The organism is Pseudomonas sp. G5(2012) (genome assembly GCF_000408945.1).
Classification (GTDB): Bacteria; Pseudomonadota; Gammaproteobacteria; order Pseudomonadales; family Pseudomonadaceae; genus Aquipseudomonas; species Aquipseudomonas umsongensis.
Window position 1 is genome coordinate 1 of sequence record NZ_APIO01000093.1, and the last position, 26,380, is coordinate 26,380.

Sequence of the window (26,380 nt, forward strand, 5' to 3'; positions counted from 1 at the left end):
GATCTTTTGATCTTGCTTTTAAAAAACAAGATCAAAAGATCGCAGCCTGCGGCAGCTCCTACAGGGGCGCACCGATTACGGTTGGATGTGGGACAATAGCCGCCACTTTTAGCCATACCCGAATCGATCACACCCATGACCGCCCCCCGCACACCCAAACCTGCGCGTAAAAAGCCTGAATCCGCGACCCCGGCCAAAGCCGTGGAGCCGCGCGAAAAGGCCAGCTTGCATCCGCGCAACCGCCACCAGGGTCGTTACGACTTCCCGGCGCTGATCAAGACCACGCCGGAACTGGCGAAGTTCGTGATCATCAACCCCTACGGCAAGGAAAGCATCGACTTCGCCAGCCCGGACGCGGTGCGGGTGTTCAACCGGGCGCTGCTCAAGTCGTTCTACGGCATCGCCCACTGGGACATTCCGGCCGACTATCTGTGTCCACCCGTTCCGGGTCGTGCGGACTACGTGCACTTCCTCGCCGACCTGCTGGCCAGCGGCAATGATGGCGAGATTCCCCGGGGCGCCGCGGTCAAGGTGCTGGACGTGGGCATGGGCGCCAACTGCGTGTATCCGTTGATCGGTCATAGCGACTACCGCTGGCAGTTCCTCGGCTCGGAAATCGACACCACCGCCATCGCCGCCGCCAGGGCCATCATCCAGTCCAACGGTTTGAACAAGGCCATCCAGATTCGCCAGCAGGGCAACCGCAAGCATATTTTGCTGGGTCTGCTGGAGAGCGCCGAGCGGTTTGACTTGACGATGTGCAACCCACCCTTCCACGCCTCGTTGGAGGAAGCCACCCGAGGCAGCAGCCGTAAATGGCGCGCGCTGGGCAAGGCCGATCCGAAACGCAAACTGCCAGTGCTGAATTTTGGCGGTCAGGCGGCGGAGTTGTGGTGTGAGGGCGGTGAAGCGCGATTCGTCACCCAACTGATCAGCGAGAGCGCGCAGGTGGGGCAACAGGTGCTGTGGTTCAGTACCCTGGTATCGAAAGCTTCGAACCTGCCGGCAATCCAGACGGCCCTGAAAAAGGCTGGCGCATTGGAAAGCCAGGTGGTGGAAATGTCCCAGGGCCAGAAACAGAGTCGCTTTGTGGCCTGGACCTTTCAGACAAAATCCGAACAACAAGTCTGGCGTCAGCGTTGGGCTCGCACTAGTTGAATGTAGGCTGGCAAGCCATTTTTCTGAAAGCCAACAGGCTACAAACGCCCCGAAATACCGGGGCGTTTGTTATTCAGAAGTAAAAGCATATTTTAGAACAACTTCCGGTCTCCAGAGGAGACTGACTGTTATTTATGACAGTATCACCCCGAAAAATTCAGCTGCATTGTAATGGACCATCAGGAAAGCTCTGGAGTCCACAACATGCGCCTGCAAACACTCGCGACACCGATCCGTAGATGCCTGTATGCATTTTGCCTGAGCAGCGCTTCGATGCTGCCCGCTTCCGCTAGCGAGAGCGAAAGTTTTTGGCACGAAGTCAAACCGGTCGATTCGGTTCCTGCCCAACCCCAGACAAACGAGGGATCAGCTATTCCCTCGCACTACCGAGAACTCCATCTAGACCTGCCAGGCCTTCATCAATATCTGTCCGCTACCGGTAAATCCGGCCAGGAAGGATCATCGTCGCGTCAGGTGAGCCTGCCCTTACCTCAGGGCGGATTCAGCCAATTCAACTTGCTTGAATCAGGTGTCATACCCACCGCTCTCGCCAAGCGTTTCCCAAACATACTCAGTTTCAAGGGGAGCGATAGTAGTGGTCGCTTGGTAAGTCTTGACCTGTCAAGCAAGTCGCTGCGCGCTTCCATTTCAAACGGTCAGGACGTGTGGCTGATTCAGCGAGCCTGGAATGCACAGGGCAATACCCAGGCGACGGCTGAAGAGGCAACCCGTTACTTCAGCTTCAGTCAATTTGATATACCACCGGAAAAACCAGCAATCGACTCAGAGCGCGAGCCATCCACCGCCACACCGCCATATGGCGTGCCCCGGGGAAATATTCTCTATAACTTTCGAGTGGCAATTACTTCAAACAGCGGATTCACCCAAGCTTTTGGTGGCACTGTCGAAGATGGTCTGTTCGCAGTCGTCAATACGGTCAATCGAGTCAATCGGGTTTTTGAACGAGATTTGGGAGTGAGTTTCACGCTGACTGATGAAAATGACAAACTCATCTTGACGGACCCCGCGCTGGACCCCATCAACGATGGTTTTACCTGGCACGAGTCAAACAGAAAGCTGATGGACCGGTTGATAGGTGCAAATAGCTATGATGTTGGCTTCATGTTTACGCCACATGAAGGCGGCAGTGCGGGGGGAATAGGCAACACCTGCGTTGTTGAGGGAGGCACTCCCGCGCCCAAAAAGCATACGGCTTACGGAGATTCAGGACACCACGATCCAGTAAACGCCCCGAAGTTTTTTGAGACCACCGTGCACGAGTTCGGGCACAAACTCGGTGCTCAACATGTTTTCGAGGGGAATCAGATAATGGGCTACGGCAGTCCAAGATATGCATACTTCCATGCCTTGTCCCTTGATGAAATGCACGCTTGGCTACAGTCCCTCGGTGGTCAATGTGCCACCAAAACATTAAATCCAGTCAACGCCCCATGGATCGATCACGACTCTTTGCCCGTGCCTCATATGCGTATTCCCGCTAACACTCCGTTCAGATTATCAGCAACAGTGCTGCACAGCGTCCCCAACGCAGCACTAACGTACACGTGGGACCCGATGAATGGGCCCCTACCTACCGAAATAACAGATGATCCCGGATATGGAAATCTTTCTATACCTCTACTCCCATCGTCATCGAATGAACGAGCCTACCCCTCTCTCCCGGTAATATTGAACGAAAAATTACCCACCCCTGGCGACCTGTATCCGAAAAAATCCCGTGATTTAAACTTCAACCTGACAGTGCGGGATAACCAGGCCGTGCATCCAACCACTGCTAAAGCGAACGTCAAGGTCGGGGTTGTGGACACAGGTACAGCGTTTGCTGTAACAGTACCGAGCAGCTCCGTGAACTGGAAAGCAGGCGAAATCTATGACATTGCCTGGGACGTGGCCGGGACAGATGTTCAACCCATCAGTTGTCTTCGAGTTGCCGTACATCTGTCAATCGACGGTGGTCATAACTTTCTGAAGGAGCCTTTGGTTACCAAGCGGTTAAACAATGGGAGTGCAGCGGTAAAACTTCCTCTTGTGAACACAGTAAAGGCTCGCCTCTCTGTGAGCTGCGAGGACAATATCTTCTTTGCAGTCTCTCCAACGGATTTTGTCATTACTCCATAATCCGCCTCAGAATCGCAGACACAAAAAAACCGTGCCCGGATCGCTCCGGCGCACGGTTCTTTTTTAACAAGTCTTACTTGTTAACAGCGTCGGTCAGGCCTTTAGCCACAACCAGCTTGATCACTTTCTTGGCAGCGATTTCGATGGCGGCGCCAGTCGAAGGGTTACGGCCAGTACGGGCAGGACGCTCAGTCACTTTCAGTTTGCCGATACCTGGCAGAGTGATTTCGCCGCCGTTTTCCAGCTGATCGGCAACGATTTGGCCCAGTTGGTCCAGAGCGTTACGCGCGGTGGTTTTTGGCGCGTCGATAGCTTCAGCGATGTCGGCGATCAGTTGGTCTTTAGTAAGAGCCATGTAGTGTTCCTTCCCTATCAAATTCATATGGATTGCAGAGTGCAGTGTCAGCCATCGAGCCCGATCTTTTGGATCCGGCACCCTCGGCCAAATAACCACGGGATCGGGGTTATAGATTCCGAAATCAGGGTTTGGTTCGACCTGACAAATGCTGAATGCACGCTTAACGCAGTGACTACGCGTAAGACCGCGCAAAACTAGCACAGAGGCGGGGAAATATCCGCCTCTAGCTACCCAATTGGTCAGCTTTATTGCTCAAAATCGGCAAAAAAACGCATAAGCACCACCGGTCGCCCCGCAATTGCCGTTCGCACCGCGCCAAAACCAGTGGTTGCGGTACACTGGGCGCTTTTTCGGGGAGCACGCCCTCCCGTCTTCCTTCAGCCGAGAAGCCCATGCCGATCCGTCATTGCATCGTCCACCTGATCGACAAAAAACCCGACGGCACACCTGCAGTTCTGCACGCTCGGGACTCCGAGCTGGCCGAGTCCAGCGCCATCGAGAACATGCTTGCCGACCTCAACGAAAGTTATAACGCCAAACAAGGCAAGGCCTGGGGTTTCTTCCATGCCGAATCCGGGGCGCATCCGTTCAGCGGCTGGCTGAAGGAGTACTTCGATGGCGGCAAAGACTTCACCGCCTTCAGCCGCGTGGCGGTGGAACACCTGCAAAAACTCATGGAAGAGTCCAACCTCTCGGTCGGCGGCCACGTGCTGTTCGCCCACTATCAGCAAGGCATGACCGATTACCTGGCGATCGCCCTGCTGCACCACAGTGAAGGCGTCGCGGTGACCGAACAACTGGACGTGACCCCCTCCCGTCACCTGGACCTGGGCCAGTTGCACCTGGCGGCGCGAATCAACGTGTCGGAGTGGCAGAACAACAAGCAGTCCAAGCAGTACATTTCGTTCATCAAAGGCAAGAATGGCAAAAAGGTTTCGGAGTATTTCCGCGACTTCATCGGTTGCCAGGAAGGCGTTGACGGCCCCGGTGAAACCCGCACCCTGCTCAAGGCCTTCAGTGACTTCGTCGAAAGCGAAGACCTGCCCGAAGACGACGCGCGCGAGAAAACCAAGACCCTGGTGGATTACGCCAGCAGCCAGGCCAAGCTCGGCGAACCGATGGGCCTGGAAGAGTTATCGGAACTGATCGACGAAGACCGTCCGAAAGCCTTCTACGACCATATCCGCAACAAGGACTACGGCCTATCGCCAGAAATCCCGGCTGATAAACGCACCCTGAACCAGTTCCGCCGTTTCACCGGCCGCGCCGAAGGCCTGTCCATCAGCTTCGAAGCGCACCTGCTGGGTTCGAAGATCGAGTACGACGAAGAAGCCGGCACGCTGATCATCAAGGGACTGCCAACGTCGCTCACCGACCAGCTCAAGCGCCGCAACTGATGCTCGGCAGCGTATTGAAGAAATGCCTGCTGATCCTGCTGGTGGTCGTGGTCTATCAGCATTGGGGCAAGATCGAGCGGGTGTTCAACCCGTCGCAAGTAGTGCCCGAGCAGACCCAGGCCGAGGCCAACGTCGTGCTTTACGCCACCGAGTGGTGCGGCTACTGCAAACTGACCCGGCGCTTTCTCGATCAGAAAGGCATTCCCTACAAGGAATTCGATATCGAGAAGGATGACGAAGCGCGCAAGGCTTACCAGGCGCTGGGCGGCGGCGGGATTCCGATCATCGATGTCAACGGGACGTTGATTCGCGGGTATGACCCGGATGCGATTCTGGCGGCGTTGAAATGATTTAAAGGTCAAAAGATCGCAGCCTGCGGCAGCTCCTACAGGGTGTACATCGATCCCCTGTAGGAGCTGCCGCAGGCTGCGATCTTTCGCTTTTAGCAGGCCCCGATGCGAAACCCGAACCGCGGAAAATGCACATGTACCCAACCGCCGCGCTCGTCTTTACGACGCAGGATCAATTCCTCGCGACCGGCGAACAGCAGCTCCCCCGCTACCGGATCAACGCCATAGTCAGTCGCGGCAATCACCACTTGCTGACCGGCCTGGAACCCGTTCGGATCGGCAAACTGCTCGTCCGGCAGATCCGCCGGCGTGGCATTGCGCGCCACCTCCAGGGCCTCTTCAGACGTCATTTCGCTCGGCGCACCGTGACCGAATCCCAGTACCCGCGCCAACCAGGCCGACACCGCCGGATAGCTATCCACACACGGTGAGGTCACGGCGGTTGCCTTGAGAAACCACAGCGGATGAGCCATTGCGAAGTCGGCAATCGAGGGCTCGCCAAACAGATAATCGCCCTCCTCGCGCTGCAGCTGCTGCTCCAGGCGCGCCATGATCGTCGGCCATTGGTGTTTGGCCTGCTCGGCAGACAAGCGTGTAGCACTGCCACCGCTGAACAACGCGGCGCGGTCGGCGATGAATGCCTTGATCGCTTCCGGCGGCATATTGCCAAAGCGCACAGCTACCGATTCCGGCTGAAACACCAGGCTGACTGCATGCTGGAACACCACCGAATCGGCCCACGCGGCGAAGGAGGCCGCGATCATTTCCTGGCCTTCGGGGAAGAACGCCGGCAAGGCCTTTTCCTGTTCCAGGCGGCGGGCAATCAACGAAGTGTCGCAATAAATATCGGCGCCAACCTGCAACACTGGAGTTTTGCGATAGCCTCCGGTCAGGGCCGTCAGGTCAGGCTTTGGCATCACCGGCGAAATGTTCACCGAGCGCCAGGACAGCCCCTTGAAGCCCAGCAGCAAGCGGGCCTTTTCAGAAAAAGGGGAAGTCGGGTAATGATGAAGAATCAACTCGGACATGCTCGGCTCCGCCGCACGGGTAAGGAATCCGCAGCTTAGCGCGCAATCCATAAGCATCACACCGATATGCCTGATGGGAACTTATCAGTCAGATTGATAAGCCGGCAGCAAAGCTCGCCACCAGGCATTCCTTGGCGCTTTTCCTGAGTTTCTTGATCAGCCGTTCCTGGCGCAGCGCTTCGCTTTTATCGCGGCAGAGTTCGGTATAGACCAGCGCCACGGCCGGGCTGGAAAGAAAGAAGCGCGCGCCCTTGCCGCTCTGGTGAGTGGCAAAGCGGCGTACCGGATCGTCGCTGATCCCGCAGTAGAGCGCGCCATTGGCCGCGCGCACGAGGTAGACGAACCAAGGTTTACTCACCGGTGCATTGGCGTCGAGAGAATTTTCGCTGAGGGTGGTCACGGCACAATCAAAACTTGAAAGGAAACAAGCCGCGATCTTATCAGCGACTGGCCTGCCATGCCTTCAGCCCCTTCAGGGCCTGTGCCCGAACGGCGTTCCCTACCAATGGCGTCCAGCCCAGGATCAGGCCTTTGAAACCCAATGCCTGGCGGGACCAGGCCCACAGATCGAAACGGTCGTGGTGTTCGCAGATCTTGCCGTCACGGAAGACGAATCGTGCCTGGATGTCGTTGACCACGGTGTTGCCGGTCTGGCTGAACAGGTACGTCGCGACCCAATGCGCGGTGCCCGTGTGCTCATCGGCGTGAACGCTATCGAAGGTCAGGGAGAAATCCCTGGCCCGGGTCGTGAGCATGCGCCACATGTCGCCAGCATCGCGCCCGCGAAGCTCGCCGAACGCCGGATCACTGAACACCACGTCATCGGTATAGCAGGCGCTCATGGCCTCGGCGTCCAGCCGCTGGAAGGCTTGGTAGAACTGGGTGATCAATGCGCGATGGGCATCACTCATGGTCAGGCTCCGTACGAATAAAGGATGGCCAGCAAGATAGTCTGCAAAGCCGCCGAACACTATCGACATTCGTGGTGGGAATACCCTCTGGCACGCTAATGCACCATGCCACTGTCACGGGCATAAGCAAACAGATCCACGTCCGTGGAAATGCCCAGCCTCTGCATGGCCATGCTTTTCTGTTTACTGATCGTCGACACGCTGCGTTTGAAGTAACAAGCAATCTCGCTGACGGTCATGCCGCTGGCGAGCATTCTCACCACTTCATGTTCTTTGGCCGACAGTGACGGTAGCGGGGACGAGTCCCCGGTGCCGGCCTCGGTCAGTTCGGCGCGCAGGGACTCGCTGATAAACCGCCGTCCCTGACTCACCGATTTGATCGCGTCGGGCAGCTCCGTCGCCGACGCGCCTTTAGCAACGATGGCCGTCGCACCTTCAGCGAAGGCCGACCTCAGTGTCGCGACGTTGGCAAACATGGTGACCAGAATGATCGGCAGCGCCGGGTAGTGCCGGCGCACCCTGCTCAGCATCTTCAGGCCATCGGCCTGCCCGTCGCCCGGCATGCAGAAGTCTGTGATCAGCAGATCACAAGGTAGTGTGGAAAGAAGACTCAGCAGGCTGTCGGGGCCGTCGGCTTCACCGACAACCACGCAGGTTGTGCTTGAATCGATGAGCATCCGCAAGCCGATACGAACGACGGGATGGTCGTCAGCGATGATGACGCGCATGGTCGTAGTTTTCCTGTGAGGTGACTGGAATGCGCGAAAAATAGCGCTGTCCACTGGCCACTACAACAACCAATCTCATCAGTAAAACAGCGACACTCAATGCCTTCGGGGTTTTGTCCTTTCTCTTACAAAACAAACAGACGCCCCCTACTTTTTTAAGCTACGTCACCCACGCCAAAAGACTACAGACAATACAGCGAACCATGACGAGTTGTAGTCCGTCGTCATCCTTCGTGCTCCGAACGCCGCGTTTTCGTATTAGTTGCATTCCTTCCGTCTACCCCGACCTATAGATTGCCTCCTGCCCACCCAGGGTAATGACTGACAACCTCCTTCAAGGAAGAGCCAACGCATGAACACACCTTTATCGTTGCTGGCCGCAGTCTTGCTGCTGACAGGCGCTCCGTCCGCTTTGGCCAGGTCCAACACCGACTTGAGTGTCACCGGCATGATCACTCCCAGTGCCTGTAAGCCCAGTCTCTCAAGCGGCGGTATCGTCGAGCACGGCAGGGTGGGGATGAAGGACCTGCATCCGGACCAGCCCACCCGGCTGGAAAACGGCACGCTCTACCTCGACGTGAACTGCGAGGCGGCCACCCTGTTTACCCTGACCACGGTGGATAACCGCAGCGGATCTTCCGCCATCAACCCGAACCAGCACGGGCTGGGGATCGTCAACGATGACGAAAAGCTGGGCAGTGTTGCCCTCGGTCTGTTTGACGCCATTGCCGACAAAGCCGCGGTAAAAACCATCTCGTCCCGGGACGATGGTGTCAGTTGGCGAGCGTCCCCCTACCTGGGACATGCCGGCAAGACTTCGTTTGCAGCGATGAATGCCCCTGACACACCGATCGCCATAAAAGACCTGCATGCAAGGCTGACGGCATTCACCATTATCGTGCGTGCCAGCGACCTGACTCTGACCGACGAAATCCCCATCGACGGCCATATCACCGTGCAACTGGACTACTGACAGACCGCGTGCTGCGCAATATCAGCCTGGAGCGCTGACACCAGCAACCGGTGTCACGCCCGCACCCTTTTTTGATCATTCAACGAGACACGTCATGACGATGTTTTCTGCTTTCGTGCGCCCTCTGATCCACGCCGGCGCTGGCTTACTCCCGCTCTTGATGACCGTTTACGCCCAAGCTGACGGGATGGTCCCGAACACTTCCGTGGTCATCATCAATGAGGCCGATGGCGAGGCGTCCGTTACAGTGACCAACACTGATACCACTCTGGCGTTGATGCACGTCACTCTCGAAAACATTGCCGAAGACCCTGAATCGCTGGTGTTTGTGACACCACCGCTGGCCCGGGTTGAAGCGTCGAAAACCCAGTTGGTGCGCTTTATTCTGCAATCGGAAAAACCCTTGCTCACCCAGCGTTTGAAGCGGGTGATCTTTGAAGGCATACCGCAAGGCAAACCCGCCGCCGAAGCTGGACAGGCCCGTGTAGGGGTGACGGTGCGCCAGAACCTGCCGGTAATTCTGCACCCTAAGGGCCTGGCGCCTAATCGCACCCCATGGACTGATCTTCAATGGTCACTAAATGGCGATCAACTGACCGTGCGCAATGACACTCCCTACGTGGTCCGTCTGGGCCAGCAGGTACATCTGCTGCCTTCGGCGGGCAGTGCGATGTTGCCCAAGACCTACGTGTTGCCCGGTGAGCACATCAGTGTTTCGGCACCAGCCGGGGCTGCCACGCATGTGCGCTTTCAACCAGCCACCGTCTACGGTTTTGCGGTACCGCTCTATGACGCGCCGATCAGCTCCTGACGATTGCAGCGACCCACGACGCCACAAAGGAACGGTGAGCGCCTTGTTTTCAGTGAAGTGGAATCAACCGCCACGAGCGTGACTGAGGCCACAGTGCAATCGGCCGGCACGCGCGCATAAACCAAGTGAAACCCATGAACACAGTGATGATTTACCGTGACGGCGAAGCCATGCCCGCGATTCGGTTGATTGCTCATCCTCACGCCTGCCGGCTGTGGATGAAAGCAGTGTTGCTGCTAGCTATTGTGCTGATGGCGCTCGATGCACGAGCCGACGTGCCGTCGCCGGCATCGTTCGATAAAAACACCCTGCAGCAACGCGGTATCGATCCGGCGCTGGCGACGCTGTTGCTGGCGGCACCGAGCTTCCCCGCAGGGCGGCATCCGCTCACGTTGTCGGTCAATGGCCAGCGTCAGGGTCGGGTCGACGTCCGGTTCAATCGCGACGGGACGTTGTGCTTTGATCGCGACTTGCTCGACGCGGCGAACCTGGGTGTGCCTGAACAGTTGGTGGACGCACAACCTGCAAACGACACCCCGTGTCACGATGTGCTCGGCACCTGGCCGCAAACCGTCGTCGATCAGGACCCGGCCAATCTTGCCCTGTCATTGATCGTGCCCGGCGACGCACTGCGCCCGGTTCTTCGAGATGTGTCCGGCTATCAAACCGGCGGCATCGCCGGCCTGCTCAATTACGACGTAATCGGTCTGCACAGCCGATACGGCGATGATTCGAGTCGCTACGCCTCGGCCAGCACCGAGCTGGGTTTCAATGCCGGTGACTGGATCGTGCGCAGCCGACAAATTCAGACCTGGCAGGACGATATCTCCCGCACGACGCACATTGCGGCGTACGCCCAGCGCACATTCGCCAGCCAGGAAGCGGTGCTGCAGGCGGGCCAGATCAATCTCTACAACCCGGTGCTGGCCGGTGCGCAGATCACCGGCGTGCAAGTACTGAACGAACAGGCACTGCAGGTCGAAGGACAAAGCGCGGTCATCGAAGGCATTGCCAACAGTCAGGCGCAGGTCGAAATCCGCCAGAACGGCGCGTTGATCCACTCCACGGTGGTGCCCGCCGGACCGTTTGCGTTGACCAATGTACGTCGCCTCAACAGCCGCTCCGATGTGGAAGTCACGGTCAAGGAGGCTGATGGCAGCGAGCGCCGCTTCACCGTTCCTGCCGCGATGCTCGGCATCGGTTTACCGGCTCCGGGTTACTCGCTGGCGGCTGGCAGGGTGCGCAATACCGGCGACGAAGAAGGTGGCGATCCCTGGGTGATCAGTAGCGGCTGGAGCGGTGCACTCGGCGCACAAGCCCTGCTGAGCGTCGGCATTACCGGCGCCGACGAGTACCGCGCGGCGGGTGCCGGCATCGCGCTGTTACCCTCACCTGTCACCCAGATTCAAGCCACGTTGACAGGTGCCAGCGCCAGCGGCCAACAACCCGGTAAAGGGCTTCAGATCGACCTGAGCGCCTCGCACCTTTTGAGCGCGCAGTGGTCACTCAATGCCGGCGGTTCTTACCGGACCCCGGGTTACCGGGAACTGGAAGACGCAGTGTTCGATAGCACAAGTGACCAGCGCGATTCCCGTTACCGCGACCAGCAAAGCGCTGCACTGTCCTGGTCCCATCCCTGGCTCGGCGCATTCAGTGCCGGCTTCAGTCGTTCTGGCACGTTCGACGGTGACAGCAGCAGCCGCGCGCTCGCCTCCTGGGGGACCAACATCGGCGGTGTATCGATCTCGGCTACGGCTGAGTGGCAGGTCAGTGGCGCCAACCGCAGCGACGACAGCGTATATGTGAACCTGAGCATCCCGCTGGGCCAGAACCGCCGGGCACGCACCTGGGCGCGCAGCGCGGGCGGCGAGTACCGCAGCGGCGTGGGCGTGAGTGAACAGATCAACGATCAATTGGCGTATCGGGTCGGCGTCGAGCACGACACACGAGATCGACAGGTGCAATCGAGCGCGGGCGTTTCCATGCTGCCGCGCTACACCCAACTGGACCTGAACTACACCCGTACCGATACCGAGCGTGACAGTTATCAGGTCGGTGCCCGGGGCGGGGCCGTGCTGCACGGCGGTGGCGTGACGCTGTCGCCCTATCAGGTGAGCGACACCTTCGCGCTGCTTTCGCTGGGCGATATGGGTGCGATCAAAGTGACGACGCCCAGCGGCCCGGTCTGGACCGACTGGCAAGGCCAGGCGGTGGTCCCGCAAGTGGTGGCCTACGGTCGCAGCGCGGTGGAAGTGGACACCAGAACCCTGCCGCGCAACGCCGACATCAACAATGGGCTGGCGGTGATTTCGGCCGGCCGCGGTGCCGTCGACAACGTTGAGTTTGGCATCACGATGACCCGTCGAGCCTTGCTCAAGGCCACCACCGCCAATGGCGCGCCGCTGCCGCGCGGGGCCACTGTGAACAACGCGGATGGCGAGTTCGTGACCCTGGTACAGGACGGCGGCCTGGTGTTTTTGCCCAATGTCCTCGACCGCCGCGCGCTGTGGGTCCGCGCACCGGGGATGGAGCGCTGCGAATTGCGCTTCGAACTGCCCGCCGACGCGGACACCAACGCGTACTACGAAACCGCCCCCGCCAAGTGCCGAGCCCTCTGAGGATGACTTCATGAATCTGTCTCGCTATCTGCTGCTGACTCTCACGCCCCTGGCACTGAGCGGATTCACGCCACTGGTCTTGGCGTCCAACGACGACTGTCAGTTCAACCTGAGCCAGCCGGTGCTCGATTACGGCTTGATGAACCGGGCGATCCGTCCCGACTCAGCACCGCAGCGACAGCTTGGTATGCGCCAGCTCAGCCTGACCTTGAGCTGCACGCAGCCCATCGACATGAGCCTGTTCTACCGGGCCATGGCGGCGACGGCCGAACGCTTTCACTTTGCCGAACGCGGCAGCTATCAAGTACGGATTCGCGATGCCGTACTCGACGGCCAGTCGGTGGAGATCGGCTTGATTGCCGGGGCCGGTCAGCCACCGAGCAAAACGGCATCGACCCTGATCTGGCGACCGGAACACGGGGTGGTGCCGGTGCAGGCCGGCGTGCCGGTACAGGGACGCAGTTTCTCGGCTCAGCTTGAGCTGACCGCCTGGGTTCAAGAGCAAGGCATGCAGGTGCGTGATGCGGTGACCTGGGAGGCTTCCGGGGCGTTCGACGCCATCGGTGCCGGACGCAGCCGCGAGGCGACCTTGCGCGCCCGTTTCGCCCCGGGAGCCTGCGAACCCATGCTGTCCAATGGCGGCGTGGTCGACTTTGGCACCCTGTCGAAAAATCAGCTCGACACCGAAAAGAGCACGCGCCTGCCACCCAAGTCCCTGACCTTGACAGTGGCTTGTGACGCGCCCACTTCATTCGCCCTGATCATGCAAGACAACCGCTCCGGCTCAGCCACGGTCACCAGCGACATTTACTACGGCCTGGGAACCGACAGCCGCCAGAACCGGATCGGACTGTATTCGCTCAACGTCGACCCGGCCGACGCCAGTGCCGATGGCTTCGCCCGCCTCTACCGAACTGACTCCACCACCGGCGGCGTGGCCTGGAGCACCGCCAGCGCCAACCCGATTCCCCTCGGTAAAACCAGTTACCTGGGCTTTACCGACAGCCCTGGCAGCAACGCCGGCCCGGTACTGATCCAGAACCTCAGCACCACCCTGACCGTCGATGCCGTCATCGCCCCCACCAACCACTTGGATCTGAGCAGCGCCATCGATCTCGATGGTGCCGGGACGATCGAGATTATTTACCTGTAACACCCAACCCGATCCTGCTGGATCCGGGGTGCATTTGGGCACCTCGAGCAGTCAGGACGATAACCATAGACGTGAGTAAAACATGATGAAAAAATACCTTGCAGCACTTTCCGCCACAGCACTTATCAGCGTTGCGCCTTATGCGCTGGCAGCGTCCACTGATTTGACCGTCACCGGCACCATCGTGCCGGGTGCTTGCACGCCGACCCTCTCCGACGGTGGCGTCGTTGATCATAAAAAGATTTCAGCGAAAGATCTGAATCCGGATCTCGTTACAAACCTGCCAATAAAGACGCTGCAATTGTCGATCAATTGCGATGCTGAGCAGCCGTTCAAACTACGCACCGTCGATAACCGGCCTGGCACGTCGATCATCAGCTACGCCTACGGTCTGGGTTTTATCAATGGTGATCAAAAGCTCGGTGGGTTTTTCATAAGAATGGCCAATCCTCTGGCAAACGGCGTCCCGGTATTGACCCTGAGTTCTTACGATGGCGGTACAACGTGGAAGTATAACCAATGGATGGATCCTGATAGTGGCCTGCTCTCGGTCGGTTCAGTTAGCGACACCACCACCCCGATAGCCGTCAAGGACGTGACGATGGATCTTCAAGTACACACCAGAATCGCTCGCGCCGACGGCCTGGACCTGAGTGACGAAGCGGCTATCGACGGGTCGATCACCCTGGAAGTCGACTACCTGTAACGTAGCCGCCCTTGCCCGGAATCATTCTTCGGGCAAGGGTTGATTGCGCACCGTCGTGCAGCTAGACGGTGCCGTAAGTTGTCTAGTTGCCATTCAGACTTTTTCGCTGACCACCTGAACGTAAAGCGAACGCCCGGCGCCCAGCCCGGCAATGATCGCACCCAGGCCGATCACCCCGAAGATCCAGCCCACGGCGTTCCAGCCGCCGGTCCAGTCGTGCACAATGCCGACCGCGAATGGTCCCATCGACGCCAGGGTGTAGCCGAACCCCTGGGCCATGCTCGACAGGTTCGCCGCCACGTGGGAATCGCGCGAGCGCAACACGATCAGGGTCAATGCCAGGCTGAACGTGGCGCCCTGCCCCAGCCCCAGCACAATCGCCCATCCCCACAAGCCTTCGATCGGGGCGTACAGGCAACCGAACAAACCTGCCAGGGTCAGCGCCATGACGATCACGATCGCCAGGCGCTGGTCCTTGCCGCGAGTCGCCAGCCATGGCGCTGCAAGGGAGCTGATCAATTGAACGATCACCGACCCCGACAGCACCAGCCCGGCCTGGGTTGCACTCAGGCCACGACCGATCAGGATCGACGGCAACCAGCCAAACACGATGTAGGCCAACGATGATTGCAGGCCCATGTACAAGGTGACTTGCCAGGCCAACGGGTCGCGCAGCAATCCTCGCACGCGATAGGCAACGTTATGCGCGCCGTGTTTCTGCCCGGTTTGTGGCAGCCAGAAAATCGCCGCGATCAAGGCTGGAATCACCCAGAACCCGAGGCCCAGGCTCCAGCTTTTGTCGAAGTGTTCACTCAACGGCACCGTGGCGCCCGCGGCCATTGCCGCGCCCAGGCACAGGGCCATGGTGTAGACACCGGTCATGGTCCCGGCGTGTTTAGCGAAGTCGCGCTTGACGATGCCCGGCAGCAACACGCCGATCACGCCGATGCTGGCACCTGCCAGCACGCTGCCGGCAAACAGACCGATTTCGCCGAAGGAACTGCGCAGGATGATCCCCCCCGCCAGCGTCAGGAGAATGCCCAACACCACACGTTCAGCCCCGAAGCGGCGCGCCAGCACCGGTGCCAGCGGAGCGAACAAACCGAGGCACAGCACCGGCAACGTCGTCAGCAAACCGGCTTGGGCCGCCGACAGGCCGAGGCTTTTCGACACATCGCTCAGCAGCGGCGCCATGCTCGACAACGCCGGGCGCAGGTTCAGCGCCACAAGGATCAGCCCCAGCAGCAACAACCACGGCCGAACCAGGATCGGCTGGGTTTGCTGGACCTGTTCGTCATCGGCCTCGGCGTCGATCAGCAGCTCTTCCAGCTCTGCCGTGCGCTTGGGTGAAGTGACATCGGTGTGCTGGCTGGACATGGCGTTCTCGGTTTCAAGGTTCATTGATCAACTGCCTCGACAGGGCTTTGGCACGCTCCGGGTCGCGTTGCTCCACGGCATCAAGCAGTTCGACGTGCAGGTCGAACACCTCCTGGCGCCGGGGCGTGATGTTCAGGCAGTGGCGTAATTGTTCGCCGACAACGCTGGAGAAGTAGCGATACAGCTCACTGAGCGTCGGGTTGTGCGCGGCGTCCACCAGGCGTCGGTGGAACACCAGGTCACAGGCGATGTAGGTGTCGAGATCGCCGTGATAGTGGGTACCGCTGACGCCCAGTGCCTCGCGCAAGGCAACCAGGTCTTCATCGGTGCGGCGCATGGCGGCCAGGCCAATGGCCTCGACTTCCAGGATGTGCCGGGTCTCGCGGGCCTGTTCGAGTGAGCAGCGCGACAGCGCCTTTAGGGTGTCCAGCGGATCGACCACCGCGCGCAGGTAACTGCCGTCTCCCTGACGGATCTCGATCAACCCGGAAAACGCCAGCACGCGCATGGCTTCGCGCACCGTGTTGCGGCTGATGCCCAGCTCTGCGGACAACTCGGGCTCGGTGGGCAAACGCTGACCGACCGCCCAGACGCCCTGGTTGATGCGCAAGCGCAACTGCTCCAAGGCCTGATCGACCAGGGAGCGCTTGATTAACGGAGAAGTATCTGACATGGGATTCATCCTTTCATCCAATCATAGGATGAATTTTTTGACATCTTAGTCAGCTTCATCCCAAAGGACAACCTCCGCGCCCCCCTGTAGGAGCCGGCTCGCCGGCGATGGATTCAAGTGCGCCGCATTTAACCAGTTCTCACGCATTATCGATGACGACCATCGCCAGCAAGCCGGCTCCTACAGGTATTTGCGCTATCCATGTTTCCCAATCCAGAACCAAAAAAAAGGCCCTTCACGGTTTGCCGTGAAGGGCCTTTTTTGATGCCCGTGTATCAGGCTTCGGTCTTGGCTGCCGCTGCTTTGGCAGCCGCGTCCTTGATCAGCGCCTGCAACGAACCATCAGCCGACATTTCAGTCATGATGTCGCTACCGCCAACCAACTCGCCAGCTACCCACAATTGCGGGAAGGTTGGCCAGTTGGCGTATTTAGGCAGGTTGGCGCGGATTTCCGGGTTCTGCAGGATATCCACGTACGCAAATTTTTCGCCACACGCCATCACGGCCTGCGCGGCTTTCGCGGAGAAGCCGCACTGCGGGGCATTCGGCGAGCCTTTCATGTAAAGCAGAATGGTGTTGTTGGCAATCTGCTCTTTAATCGTTTCGATGATATCCATGGAGCACCTCGGCTGAACTTTCCGACTCATGGGTCGGCACGGTGGCGCATTGTAACGGAAAGCCGAGCGCCCTGCTCGGTCTCTCCGTCAGATGCGATCAGGCCGCTACCACGGTCACTGGTACACCGTTCAACGCCGCATTTCCCGACAGCTCGTCAAGCTGACACTCGTCGGTCAGGTCATTGGCGCTGGAACCCGGCTGACCACTGGCGATGCTCATTTGCACACCTGGCCGGGCATGGCCCCAACCGTGTGGAAGGCTGACCACTCCTTTCATCATATCCAGGCTGGCCAACACTTCCACTTCGATCACCCCGACCCGCGAGCTGACCCGCACCTTCTGCCCGTCGCTTAACTTGCGACTCGCCAGATCATCCGGGTGCATCAACAACTGATGACGCGGCTTGCCCTTCACCAGACGGTGATAGTTGTGCATCCATGAGTTATTGCTGCGCACATGTCGCCGACCGATCATCAACAACTCATCGCTGGTCGGCGCCTGCAATGTCGCGAAACGCGCCAGGTCGGCGAGGATTGCGGCGGGGGCAGCCTGGATTCGTTGATTGGCGGTTTTCAGGCGGGGCGCCAGGTTGGGTTTCAGTGCGCCCAGGTCAACCCCATGGGGATGATCGAACAGGGTTGCCAGCGACAGCTTGTGCGGCGACGCGTCGCCGTACAGTCCCATGCGCAAACCGCGGTCGATCATCTGCGCCGGGGCGATAGTGGGCTTCAACTCCTTGCCGGTCTTCGCTGCAAACGCCTGGGCCAACCCGACGAAAATCTCCCAGTCGTGCAATGCACCCTCGGGCTTGGGCAGGATGGCGCGGTTGAAGCGGCTGACATTGCGCACCGCAAACATATTGAAGGTGGTGTCGTAATGATCGTTTTCCAGCGCAGAAGTAGACGGCAGGATCAGGTCGGCATAACGCGTGGTTTCATTGATGTACAGGTCGACACTGACCATGAACTCCAGGCCGTCCAGCGCCTGCTCGAGCTGGCGTCCATTGGGCGTGGACAGCACCGGGTTGCCCGCCACGGTGATCAATGCACGGACCTGCCCTTCGCCTTCGGTGAGCATCTCTTCGGCCAGCGCCGAGACCGGCAGTTCGCCACCGTACTCCGGGCGCCCGGACACCCGACTCTGCCACACATTGAAGTGCCCACCCGACGTCGAAGCCACCAGGTCCACCGCCGGTTCCGTGCACAAGGCACCGCCGACGCGGTCGAGGTTGCCGGTAACCAGGTTGATCAACTGCACCAGCCAATGGCACAGGGTGCCGAATGCCTGGGTCGAGACGCCCATGCGTCCGTAGCAAACCGCCGTGGGTGCGGCGGCAAAATCCCGTGCCAATTGGCGGATCCGCTCCGCCGGCACCGCACACAATGGACTCATGACGTCGGCGGAGAAACCGGTCACGGCTTCGCGCACCTGGTCCAGACCGTCCACTGGCAAATGACTGTCGCGGGTCAGGCCTTCGGCGAACAGGGTATGCAGCAGACCGAACAGCAGCGCCGCATCGCCACCGGGGCGCACGAACAGATGCTGGTCGGCGATTGCCGCCGTTTCGCTGCGACGCGGATCGACCACCACGACCTTGCCGCCTCGGGCCTGGATCGCCTTCAAGCGTTTTTCCACGTCGGGCACGGTCATGATGCTGCCGTTGGAGGCCAGCGGGTTGCCGCCCAGGATCAACATGAAGTCGGTGTGGTCGATGTCCGGTATCGGCAACAGCAAACCGTGGCCATACATCAAGTGACTGGTCAGGTGATGGGGCAACTGGTCGACCGACGTCGCGGAATACCGGTTACGGGTTTTCAGCAAGCCAAGGAAGTAATTGCTGTGGGTCATCAACCCATAGTTGTGCACGCTGGGGTTGCCTTGATAGACCGCCACCGCATTCTGCCCGTGGCGCTCCTGAATCGCGGCCAGGCGTTCGGCGACCAGGTTGAAGGCGTCGTCCCATTCGATGGGTTGCCACTCGCTGCCCACCCGTCGCATTGGCTGATGCAGGCGATCCGGATCGTTCTGGATGTCTTGCAGGGCAACCGCTTTGGGGCAGATGTGCCCACGGCTGAAGCTGTCCTGGGGGTCGCCCTTGATCGAGGTGATCTGCAGGTTGCCCTCGAGCTCGGTGGTTTCGATGGTCAGCCCGCAAATGGCTTCACACAAATGGCACGCACGGTGATGGAGAGTCTTGGTCATGGCCAGTCTCTGTCTTGTTCTGGGCGGGCAATAGCGACCGCGGAAACAAAACTATGGTGCCTGCCCCTCCAGCGCGCCAGCGACGTTCATCTTGTGAATCGGTGGTTATCAGGCCTGCCGATAACCGCAAGCCATCAGCTCGAAGGCAACCTCGGCGGCGCCTGCAACTGGATTTCCTGGAGGGTTTCGACCGGCCCTTGGGCTGCGTGCACACCGGTCAGCTCGCCAATTAGACGCCAGTGTTCGTCGAGCCCGGCACTGATGGTGACCATGCGATCGATCATGCGCCGCCCTGCGTCGCGTGTGACCTGGTCGTCGCTGCGCAGCAGTTCGAAAGACATCGATGTCATGGAGGCGGTCAGGTGAGTCAGGGAGCGTGCCGTGAGGCCGAGCAATTCCATAAGCTGCTGTTCTTTCGATTCCATCGCTGAGCTTCCTGCGTCACTCGTGAATTAGTTATAACCCAGCACTTTGCATTCGCAAGTATTTCAGATCGGCTGCGCCCGGCACCAAGGCCACGAACCACCGGCCGAAAACCGACTGTCTGTTCGCCATCCCCGCCCCTCTGGATTGCCAAGTTCCAAGGCCCCGGTGTACAAATGCCTGGCTGCAGTCAGGAAACAGGCTTCAAAAGCGCTATTGCGGTCCACCGATAGCCCCTCTGAAATCCCCTAAAAACCGTAGCCCTATTGGTAAGACGCGACATTTAATTATAAGATCGCGCCTTCCCCTATTTCGTCGCCCCGTGCGGCTTACGCCGCAGGTCTCGCCCGTTGTTCCGTTAAACAAGGCTTTGAGCATCTGCGGTTTGTAGCAAAAAGGTAGTCAATGATGAGCGCAAGGCACTTTCTCTCCCTGATGGATTGCACGCCCCAAGAGCTGGTCAGCGTGATCCGTCGAGGCGTTGAGCTCAAAGACCTGCGTAACCGCGGTGTACTGTTCGAGCCTTTGAAAAACCGCGTGCTCGGGATGATTTTCGAAAAGTCCTCGACCCGCACCCGAATTTCGTTCGAAGCCGGCATGATCCAGCTCGGTGGCCAGGCGATCTTCCTGTCGCCGCGCGACACCCAACTGGGCCGTGGCGAACCGATCGGCGACTGCGCGATCGTCATGTCGAGCATGCTCGACGCCGTGATGATCCGCACCTTTGCCCACAGCAACTTGACCGAATTCGCCGCCAACTCCCGTGTGCCGGTGATCAACGGCCTGTCCGACGACCTGCACCCGTGCCAGTTGCTGGCCGACATGCAGACGTTCCTCGAGCACCGTGGCTCCATCCAGGGCAAGACCGTTGCCTGGATCGGTGACGGCAACAACATGTGCAACAGTTATATAGAAGCGGCGATCCAGTTCGACTTCCAGTTGCGCATCGCCTGCCCGGAAGGTTACGAACCCAATCCCGAATTCGTGGCCAAGGCCGGCGATCGGGTGACCATCGTTCGTGATCCCCAGGACGCCGTGCGCGGTGCGCATCTGGTGAGCACTGACGTCTGGACCTCCATGGGCCAGGAAGAAGAAACTGCCAAGCGCCTGCAGCTGTTTGCTCCATACCAGGTCAACCGTGCCCTGCTCGACCTGGCCGCCCCGGACGTACTGTTCATGCATTGCTTGCCGGCCCACCGCGGCGAAGAGATCAGCCTCGACCTGCTCGACGACCCGCGCTCGGTGGCATGGGACCAGGCTGAAAACCGGCTTCACGCACAAAAGGCCCTGCTCGAGTTTCTGGTCGAAGCGGCGTACCACCACGCATGAGCCAGCCATTACTGCTTAACCTGCGCAACCTCGCCTGCGGCTATCAAGACCAGCGCGTGGTGCAAAACCTCAACCTGCATTTGAACGCCGGTGACATCGGCTGCCTGCTGGGCTCCTCGGGCTGCGGCAAGACCACCACCCTGCGCGCCATCGCCGGCTTCGAACCGGTGCACGAAGGTGACATCCAGCTGGCTGGCGAGACCATCTCCAGTGCCGGTTTCACCCTCGCGCCCGAGAAACGTCGCATCGGCATGGTGTTCCAGGACTACGCCCTGTTTCCGCATTTGAGCGTGGCTGACAACATCGCCTTCGGCATTCGCAAACATCCGAACAAGGATCGCGTCACCGAAGAGTTGCTCGAACTGGTCAACCTGAAAAACCTCGGCAAGCGTTACCCCCACGAGCTCTCCGGTGGCCAGCAGCAACGGGTCGCCCTGGCTCGCGCCCTGGCGCCAGAACCGCAATTGCTGCTGCTGGACGAACCGTTCTCCAACCTCGACGGAGAATTGCGCCGCAAACTCAGCCACGAGGTGCGCGACATCCTCAAGGCCCGTGGCACCAGCGCGATCCTGGTGACCCACGACCAGGAAGAGGCCTTCGCGGTCAGCGATCACGTCGGCGTGTTCAAGGAAGGCCGGCTTGAGCAATGGGATACGCCCTACAACCTCTATCACGAACCACTGACACCCTATGTGGCCAGCTTCATCGGCCAGGGTTACTTCATTCGCGGCCAGTTGAGCAGCCCGGAGTCGGTGCAGACGGAACTCGGTGAATTGCGCGGCAACCGCGCCTACACCTGGCCGGTCGGCGGTGCGGTGGATGTATTGCTGCGTCCGGACGATATCGTCTATGCGCCAGACAGTGCATTGAAGGCGCGGATCGTCGGCAAGTCTTTCCAGGGTGCCTCGACGCTTTACCGCCTGCAAATGCTGACCGGCGCACAACTGGAATCGATTTTCCCGAGCCACGTCGATCATCTGATCGGCGCAGAAGTCGGCATTCGTGTGGCAGCGGAACACCTGGTGCTGTTCCAGGCGTCCGGCAGTACGGCGGCGCATATTCCGACGGTTGATTCCGGGGTTCGGCGCTACAGCACTGCGCACTGATCAACAGCAAAAGATCGCAGCCTGCGGCAGCTCCTACATTGGAATGCGCTCCCTGTAGGAGCTGCCGCAGGCTGCGATCTTTTCGTTTTCAACCCAAGTTCAAGCTCGGCCTATATCGGCGAATGTTGCCTGGGTGTGCTCCGCCAGCACCGCCGGTGCCAGTTCGACCTCCAACCCCCGCCGTCCCGCACTGACAAAAATGCTCGCTAACGGCTGGGCCGAACTGTCGATAAAGGTCCGCAAGCGCTTCTTCTGTCCCAGCGGGCTAATACCGCCCAGTAGATAACCGGTGGAGCGTTGCGCCGCCGCAGGGTCGGCCATTTCGACCTTCTTCACCTTGGCCGCATGGGCCAGGCCCTTCAAGTCCAGGCTTCCGCCGACGGGCACCACCGCAACCAGCAATTCGCCTTTCTCACTGGCCGCCAGCAAGGTCTTGAACACTTGCGCCGGGTCCAGTCCGAGCTTCTCCGCCGCTTCCAGCCCATAGGAAGCGGCCTTCGGGTCATGTTCATAACTGTGCACACGGTGTTCGGCGCGAACCTTTTTCAGCAAATCCAATGCGGGTGTCATGACAGCTCCAGACTGGGTGGCGGTAGAAATCCTCGGCCGGATTCTAAGACATTGACCCACAAAAGGCTCTATTGCGGCACTGCCTTAAAAAGCCCATGTGATTTTGCACACTCACCGACGCGATCATTCACAGAACTAATAGATTATTTGTGACCAGCGGTTCACTTTCGACCTTTGACATCAGCGTTTCTTGTCTATATTTTTTCGTTTCTGAAACTGTATGAAATGTCTTACCGCAGTACCCAGCTGTAAAACGGGAACAGGATGGGGATCCTGCCTCAATGAAGAACGCGCTTCGACCATGATGAAATGAAAGCGCCAGACAAGAAAAACAATGAGGTTTCAATGACAACTGCTTTACAACAACCGTCGCTGTCGAGCCAATGCATGGCCGAGTTCCTGGGGACTGCGCTGCTGATCTTCTTTGGTACGGGCTGCGTTGCCGCGCTCAAGGTCGCGGGTGCCAGCTTTGGCCTCTGGGAAATCAGCATTATCTGGGGTATTGGCGTGAGCATGGCGATCTACTTGACCGCCGGGGTTTCCGGCGCTCACCTGAACCCTGCCGTCAGTATCGCACTGAGCATTTTTGCCGACTTCGAAAAGCGCAAACTGCCTTTCTACATCGTCGCCCAGGTGGCGGGTGCCTTTTGCGGCGCATTACTGGTGTACACGCTATACAGCAATCTATTCTTCGATTTCGAACAAACTCACCAAATGGTTCGCGGCAGTGCGGCCAGCCTCGAATTGGCGTCGGTGTTCTCCACCTTCCCCAATCCAGGCTTGTCCACGGCCCAGGCGTTCCTTGTCGAAGTGATCATCACCGCCATCCTGATGGGCGTGATCATGTCGCTGACCGACGATAACAATGGCCTGCCCAACGGCCCGCTGGCGCCGATACTGATTGGCCTGCTGATTGCGGTGATTGGTAGTTCCATGGGCCCGCTGACCGGTTTTGCGATGAACCCGGCACGGGACTTCGGTCCTAAACTGATGACTTTCTTCGCTGGCTGGGGTGAAATTTCCTTCACTGGCGGCCGCGATATCCCGTACTTCCTGATTCCGGTTTTTGCGCCGATTGTCGGTGCCTGCCTGGGTGCTGCCGCCTACCGCGGCTTGATTGCCCGTCACTTGCCTGGCGCCGCGCCTGCTACACAGGATGCAACACCGGCCATTGACGGCAAGCCCAGAATTTCCTGATAGCGTTGGCGCGCGAAACCTGCCCGTTTGCTCGCGCGCCAGACCTCACTTCCCTTTTTCGTCCAAGGCAATCGACATGACCGACACTCAGAACAAGAATTACATCATTGCCCTCGATCAGGGTACGACCAGCTCGCGCGCGATCATTTTCGACCGTGACGCCAACGTGGTCTGCACCGCACAGCGCGAGTTCGCGCAGCATTATCCACAAGCCGGCTGGGTCGAACACGATCCGATGGAAATCTTCGCCACCCAAAGCGCGGTGATGGTCGAGGCCCTGGCGCAAGCTGGCCTGCATCACGATCAAGTCGCAGCCATCGGCATCACCAACCAGCGTGAAACCACGGTGGTCTGGGACAAGAATACCGGCCGCCCGATCTACAACGCGATCGTCTGGCAATGTCGGCGCAGTACCGAAATCTGCCAACAGCTCAAGCGCGATGGCCATGAGCAATACATCAGCGAAACCACGGGACTGGTTACCGACCCGTACTTTTCCGGCACCAAGCTCAAGTGGATTCTCGACAACGTCGAGGGCAGCCGCGAGCGCGCGCGCAACGGTGAGCTGCTGTTCGGCACTGTCGACAGCTGGCTGATCTGGAAATTTACCGGCGGCAAGGTGCACGTCACTGACTACACCAACGCCTCGCGCACGATGCTCTTCAACATCCACACCCTGGAGTGGGATGCGAAGATGCTGGAGTTGCTGGACATCCCCCGGGAAATGTTGCCGCAGGTGAAGTCCTCTTCGGAAATTTACGGCCACACCAAAAGCGGCATCGCCATCGGTGGTATCGCTGGCGACCAGCAGGCCGCCCTGTTCGGGCAGATGTGCGTCGAATCCGGCCAAGCGAAAAACACCTACGGCACCGGTTGCTTCCTGCTGATGAACACCGGTGACAAAGCCGTGAAATCCAACCACGGCATGCTCACCACCATCGCTTGCGGCCCACGCGGCGAAGTCGCCTATGCATTGGAAGGGGCGGTGTTCAACGGCGGCTCCACCGTCCAATGGCTGCGCGATGAGTTGAAGGTCATCAACGACGCCCACGACACCGAATACTTCGCCAACAAGGTCAAGGACAGCAACGGCGTGTACCTGGTGCCAGCCTTCACCGGCCTCGGCGCGCCGTACTGGGACCCTTACGCCCGTGGGGCGCTGTTCGGCCTGACCCGTGGCGTGCGCGTCGACCACATCATTCGCGCCGCGCTGGAATCGATTGCCTATCAGACCCGCGACGTCCTCGACGCCATGCAGCAGGATGCCGGCGAACGCCTCAAGGCCCTTCGCGTTGACGGCGGTGCAGTGGCGAACAACTTCCTGATGCAGTTCCAGGCCGACATTCTCGGCACCCAGGTCGAGCGTCCGCAGATGCGCGAAACCACGGCATTGGGCGCCGCTTACCTGGCGGGACTGGCCTGTGGCTTCTGGGGCAGCCTGGACGAGTTGCGCGGCAAGGCTGTGATCGAGCGCCAGTTCGAACCGACCCTGGATGAAGCGGCGAAGGAAAAACTCTACGCCGGCTGGAAAAAAGCCGTCAGCCGCACACGCGATTGGGAGCCTCACGAAGGGGCTGAATAAGCCAGGCTGAAGGCTCGTATCGGGATGTAACTGGTAGGGAGCAGATTCCTGCGGCATCATGGGCAAATTTTGCACGGCAGCCCAAAGGACGCCCCATGAATCTGCCTCCCCGTCAGCAGCAAATCCTCGAACTGGTTCGCGAACGCGGTTATGTGAGCATCGAGGAAATGGCCACGCTGTTCGTTGTTACCCCGCAGACCATCCGCCGCGACATCAATCAGCTGGCGGAAGCCAATCTGTTGCGCCGCTACCACGGTGGCGCGGCTTACGATTCCAGTGTTGAAAACACTGCCTACGCCATGCGCGCGGATCAGATGCGCGACGAGAAACAGCGCATCGGCGAAGCCATTGCCGCACAGATCCCCGACCACGCTTCGCTGTTCATTAATATCGGTACGACCACTGAGTCGATTGCCCGCGCCCTGCTCAATCACAATCACCTGAAGATCATCACCAATAACCTGCACGTGGCCTCGATGCTCAGCGCCAAGGACGACTTCGACGTCTTGCTGACCGGAGGCAATGTGCGGCGTGACGGCGGCGTGGTCGGCCAGGCCAGCGTCGACTTCATCAACCAGTTCAAGGTCGACTTTGCCTTGGTCGGCATCAGCGGCATCGATGAAGATGGCAGCCTGCTGGATTTCGATTATCAGGAAGTGCGGGTATCCCAGGCGATCATCGCCAACGCGCGCAAAGTGATTCTCGCCGCCGACTCCAGCAAATTCGGGCGCAACGCCATGATCCGCCTGGGGCCCATCAGCCTGATCGATTGCCTGGTGACCGACCAGCAGCCGGTGCCGGCGCTGACGCAGTTGTTGAATCAACACAAGATTCGCCTCGAAGTCGTTTAACCCCTGCGCGATTCTCGTTCCCACGCTCCGCGTGGGAATGCCGCCCGGGACGCTCCGCGTCCCAATTCCAGCGCCGACGCAGAGCGTCTATTGATGCATTCCCACGCAGAGCATGGGAACGA

The 26,380-nt window shown here is 59.4% G+C and carries 25 protein-coding genes; 14 read left to right on the forward strand and 11 right to left on the reverse strand.

Features of this window, described 5'->3' with window-relative positions; all coding sequences use genetic code 11:
• The first annotated feature begins 135 nt into the window (after positions 1 to 135).
• Both rlmF and PG5_RS24850 read left to right on the forward strand, forming a co-directional pair.
• Positions 136 to 1,158 (forward strand): 23S rRNA (adenine(1618)-N(6))-methyltransferase RlmF, encoded by a 1,023-nt coding sequence (rlmF, locus tag PG5_RS24845; RefSeq protein WP_020799834.1) that lies wholly within the window; start codon positions 136 to 138, stop codon positions 1,156 to 1,158.
• A gap of 204 nt (positions 1,159 to 1,362) precedes the next feature.
• Complete coding sequence (locus PG5_RS24850) at positions 1,363 to 3,297, forward strand: reprolysin-like metallopeptidase (RefSeq protein WP_020799835.1); 1,935 nt, start codon at positions 1,363 to 1,365, stop codon at positions 3,295 to 3,297.
• A 73-nt stretch (positions 3,298 to 3,370) separates the two neighbouring features.
• On the opposite strand, the gene PG5_RS24855 is transcribed toward PG5_RS24850, so the two are convergent.
• Positions 3,371 to 3,652 carry an HU family DNA-binding protein gene (locus PG5_RS24855; RefSeq protein WP_007905514.1) on the reverse strand — a complete coding sequence of 94 codons (282 nt, stop codon included), beginning with the start codon at positions 3,650 to 3,652 and terminating at the stop codon, positions 3,371 to 3,373.
• 395 nt (positions 3,653 to 4,047) lie between these two features.
• Here PG5_RS24855 and yejK point away from each other — a divergent pair, with 395 nt between their 5' ends.
• Together yejK and PG5_RS24865 are read left to right on the forward strand one after the other, a co-directional pair.
• Positions 4,048 to 5,052 (forward strand): nucleoid-associated protein YejK, encoded by a 1,005-nt coding sequence (gene yejK / locus PG5_RS24860; protein ID WP_020799836.1) that lies wholly within the window; start codon positions 4,048 to 4,050, stop codon positions 5,050 to 5,052.
• The gene (locus PG5_RS24865) at positions 5,052 to 5,402 is read left to right on the forward strand and encodes a glutaredoxin family protein (RefSeq protein WP_020799837.1); all 351 of its coding nucleotides are present in this window, start codon (positions 5,052 to 5,054) and stop codon (positions 5,400 to 5,402) included. Before yejK ends, PG5_RS24865 begins: the two co-directional genes overlap by 1 nt.
• Before the next feature lie 92 nt (positions 5,403 to 5,494).
• Here PG5_RS24865 and PG5_RS24870 read toward each other — a convergent pair whose 3' ends face one another.
• From PG5_RS24870 to PG5_RS24885, 4 genes are all read right to left on the reverse strand, one after another.
• Complete coding sequence (locus PG5_RS24870; RefSeq protein ID WP_020799838.1) at positions 5,495 to 6,430, reverse strand: glutathione S-transferase family protein; 936 nt, start codon at positions 6,428 to 6,430, stop codon at positions 5,495 to 5,497.
• Between the two features lie 88 nt (positions 6,431 to 6,518).
• The gene (locus PG5_RS24875) at positions 6,519 to 6,830 is read right to left on the reverse strand and encodes a GIY-YIG nuclease family protein (protein WP_020799839.1); all 312 of its coding nucleotides are present in this window, start codon (positions 6,828 to 6,830) and stop codon (positions 6,519 to 6,521) included.
• Between the two features lie 40 nt (positions 6,831 to 6,870).
• A complete protein-coding gene (locus PG5_RS24880; RefSeq protein ID WP_020799840.1) occupies positions 6,871 to 7,341 on the reverse strand; it encodes a nuclear transport factor 2 family protein in 471 nt (156 codons plus the stop codon).
• 95 nt (positions 7,342 to 7,436) lie between these two features.
• Positions 7,437 to 8,069, reverse strand: coding sequence for a response regulator (locus PG5_RS24885; RefSeq protein ID WP_020799841.1), 633 nt, complete (start codon positions 8,067 to 8,069; stop codon positions 7,437 to 7,439).
• Between the two features lie 352 nt (positions 8,070 to 8,421).
• Between PG5_RS24885 and PG5_RS24890 the strand changes: the two genes are divergently transcribed.
• From PG5_RS24890 to PG5_RS24910, 5 genes are all read left to right on the forward strand, one after another.
• Positions 8,422 to 9,042 (forward strand): DUF1120 domain-containing protein, encoded by a 621-nt coding sequence (locus PG5_RS24890; protein ID WP_020799842.1) that lies wholly within the window; start codon positions 8,422 to 8,424, stop codon positions 9,040 to 9,042.
• A gap of 94 nt (positions 9,043 to 9,136) precedes the next feature.
• Positions 9,137 to 9,853, forward strand: a complete 717-nt coding sequence (locus PG5_RS24895; RefSeq protein WP_033043301.1) for a fimbria/pilus chaperone family protein — start codon at positions 9,137 to 9,139, stop codon at positions 9,851 to 9,853.
• Between the two features lie 134 nt (positions 9,854 to 9,987).
• The gene (locus PG5_RS24900) at positions 9,988 to 12,471 is read left to right on the forward strand and encodes a fimbria/pilus outer membrane usher protein (RefSeq protein WP_042955723.1); all 2,484 of its coding nucleotides are present in this window, start codon (positions 9,988 to 9,990) and stop codon (positions 12,469 to 12,471) included.
• Positions 12,472 to 12,481: 10 nt separating this feature from the next.
• Positions 12,482 to 13,624, forward strand: coding sequence for a DUF1120 domain-containing protein (locus PG5_RS24905; protein ID WP_020799845.1), 1,143 nt, complete (start codon positions 12,482 to 12,484; stop codon positions 13,622 to 13,624).
• Positions 13,625 to 13,706: 82 nt separating this feature from the next.
• Complete coding sequence (locus PG5_RS24910; protein WP_020799846.1) at positions 13,707 to 14,330, forward strand: DUF1120 domain-containing protein; 624 nt, start codon at positions 13,707 to 13,709, stop codon at positions 14,328 to 14,330.
• Positions 14,331 to 14,423: 93 nt separating this feature from the next.
• On the opposite strand, the gene PG5_RS24915 is transcribed toward PG5_RS24910, so the two are convergent.
• The 5 genes from PG5_RS24915 to PG5_RS24935 form a co-directional block, all read right to left on the reverse strand.
• Positions 14,424 to 15,731, reverse strand: a complete 1,308-nt coding sequence (locus tag PG5_RS24915) for a CynX/NimT family MFS transporter (RefSeq protein ID WP_020799847.1) — start codon at positions 15,729 to 15,731, stop codon at positions 14,424 to 14,426.
• Positions 15,721 to 16,380, reverse strand: a complete 660-nt coding sequence (locus PG5_RS24920; protein ID WP_020799848.1) for a FadR/GntR family transcriptional regulator — start codon at positions 16,378 to 16,380, stop codon at positions 15,721 to 15,723. Before PG5_RS24920 ends, PG5_RS24915 begins: the two co-directional genes overlap by 11 nt.
• A 275-nt stretch (positions 16,381 to 16,655) precedes the next feature.
• Positions 16,656 to 16,997 carry a Grx4 family monothiol glutaredoxin gene (gene grxD / locus PG5_RS24925; RefSeq protein ID WP_007938922.1) on the reverse strand — a complete coding sequence of 114 codons (342 nt, stop codon included), beginning with the start codon at positions 16,995 to 16,997 and terminating at the stop codon, positions 16,656 to 16,658.
• Between the two features lie 97 nt (positions 16,998 to 17,094).
• A complete protein-coding gene (locus PG5_RS24930; protein ID WP_020799850.1) occupies positions 17,095 to 19,200 on the reverse strand; it encodes a molybdopterin oxidoreductase family protein in 2,106 nt (701 codons plus the stop codon).
• Positions 19,201 to 19,334: 134 nt separating this feature from the next.
• Positions 19,335 to 19,625, reverse strand: coding sequence for a hypothetical protein (locus PG5_RS24935; RefSeq protein WP_020799851.1), 291 nt, complete (start codon positions 19,623 to 19,625; stop codon positions 19,335 to 19,337).
• Between the two features lie 406 nt (positions 19,626 to 20,031).
• Here PG5_RS24935 and argF point away from each other — a divergent pair, with 406 nt between their 5' ends.
• Positions 20,032 to 20,952, forward strand: a complete 921-nt coding sequence (argF, locus tag PG5_RS24940) for an ornithine carbamoyltransferase (protein WP_032831452.1) — start codon at positions 20,032 to 20,034, stop codon at positions 20,950 to 20,952.
• Entirely contained in the window at positions 20,949 to 22,058 is a 1,110-nt protein-coding gene (locus tag PG5_RS24945; protein ID WP_020799852.1) for an ABC transporter ATP-binding protein, read from the forward strand. The genes argF and PG5_RS24945 overlap by 4 nt, the downstream gene beginning before the upstream one ends.
• A gap of 99 nt (positions 22,059 to 22,157) precedes the next feature.
• On the opposite strand, the gene ybaK is transcribed toward PG5_RS24945, so the two are convergent.
• Positions 22,158 to 22,628 carry a Cys-tRNA(Pro) deacylase gene (gene ybaK / locus PG5_RS24950; protein WP_020799853.1) on the reverse strand — a complete coding sequence of 157 codons (471 nt, stop codon included), beginning with the start codon at positions 22,626 to 22,628 and terminating at the stop codon, positions 22,158 to 22,160.
• Positions 22,629 to 22,973: 345 nt separating this feature from the next.
• Here ybaK and PG5_RS24955 point away from each other — a divergent pair, with 345 nt between their 5' ends.
• From PG5_RS24955 to PG5_RS24965, 3 genes are all read left to right on the forward strand, one after another.
• Positions 22,974 to 23,825, forward strand: coding sequence for an MIP/aquaporin family protein (locus PG5_RS24955; protein ID WP_020799854.1), 852 nt, complete (start codon positions 22,974 to 22,976; stop codon positions 23,823 to 23,825).
• Positions 23,826 to 23,901: 76 nt separating this feature from the next.
• On the forward strand, positions 23,902 to 25,407 hold the full coding sequence (gene glpK, locus PG5_RS24960) for a glycerol kinase GlpK (RefSeq protein ID WP_020799855.1): 1,506 nt from the start codon (positions 23,902 to 23,904) through the stop codon (positions 25,405 to 25,407).
• A gap of 95 nt (positions 25,408 to 25,502) precedes the next feature.
• Positions 25,503 to 26,258 (forward strand): DeoR/GlpR family transcriptional regulator, encoded by a 756-nt coding sequence (locus tag PG5_RS24965; protein WP_008056633.1) that lies wholly within the window; start codon positions 25,503 to 25,505, stop codon positions 26,256 to 26,258.
• Positions 26,259 to 26,380: the final 122 nt, after the last annotated feature.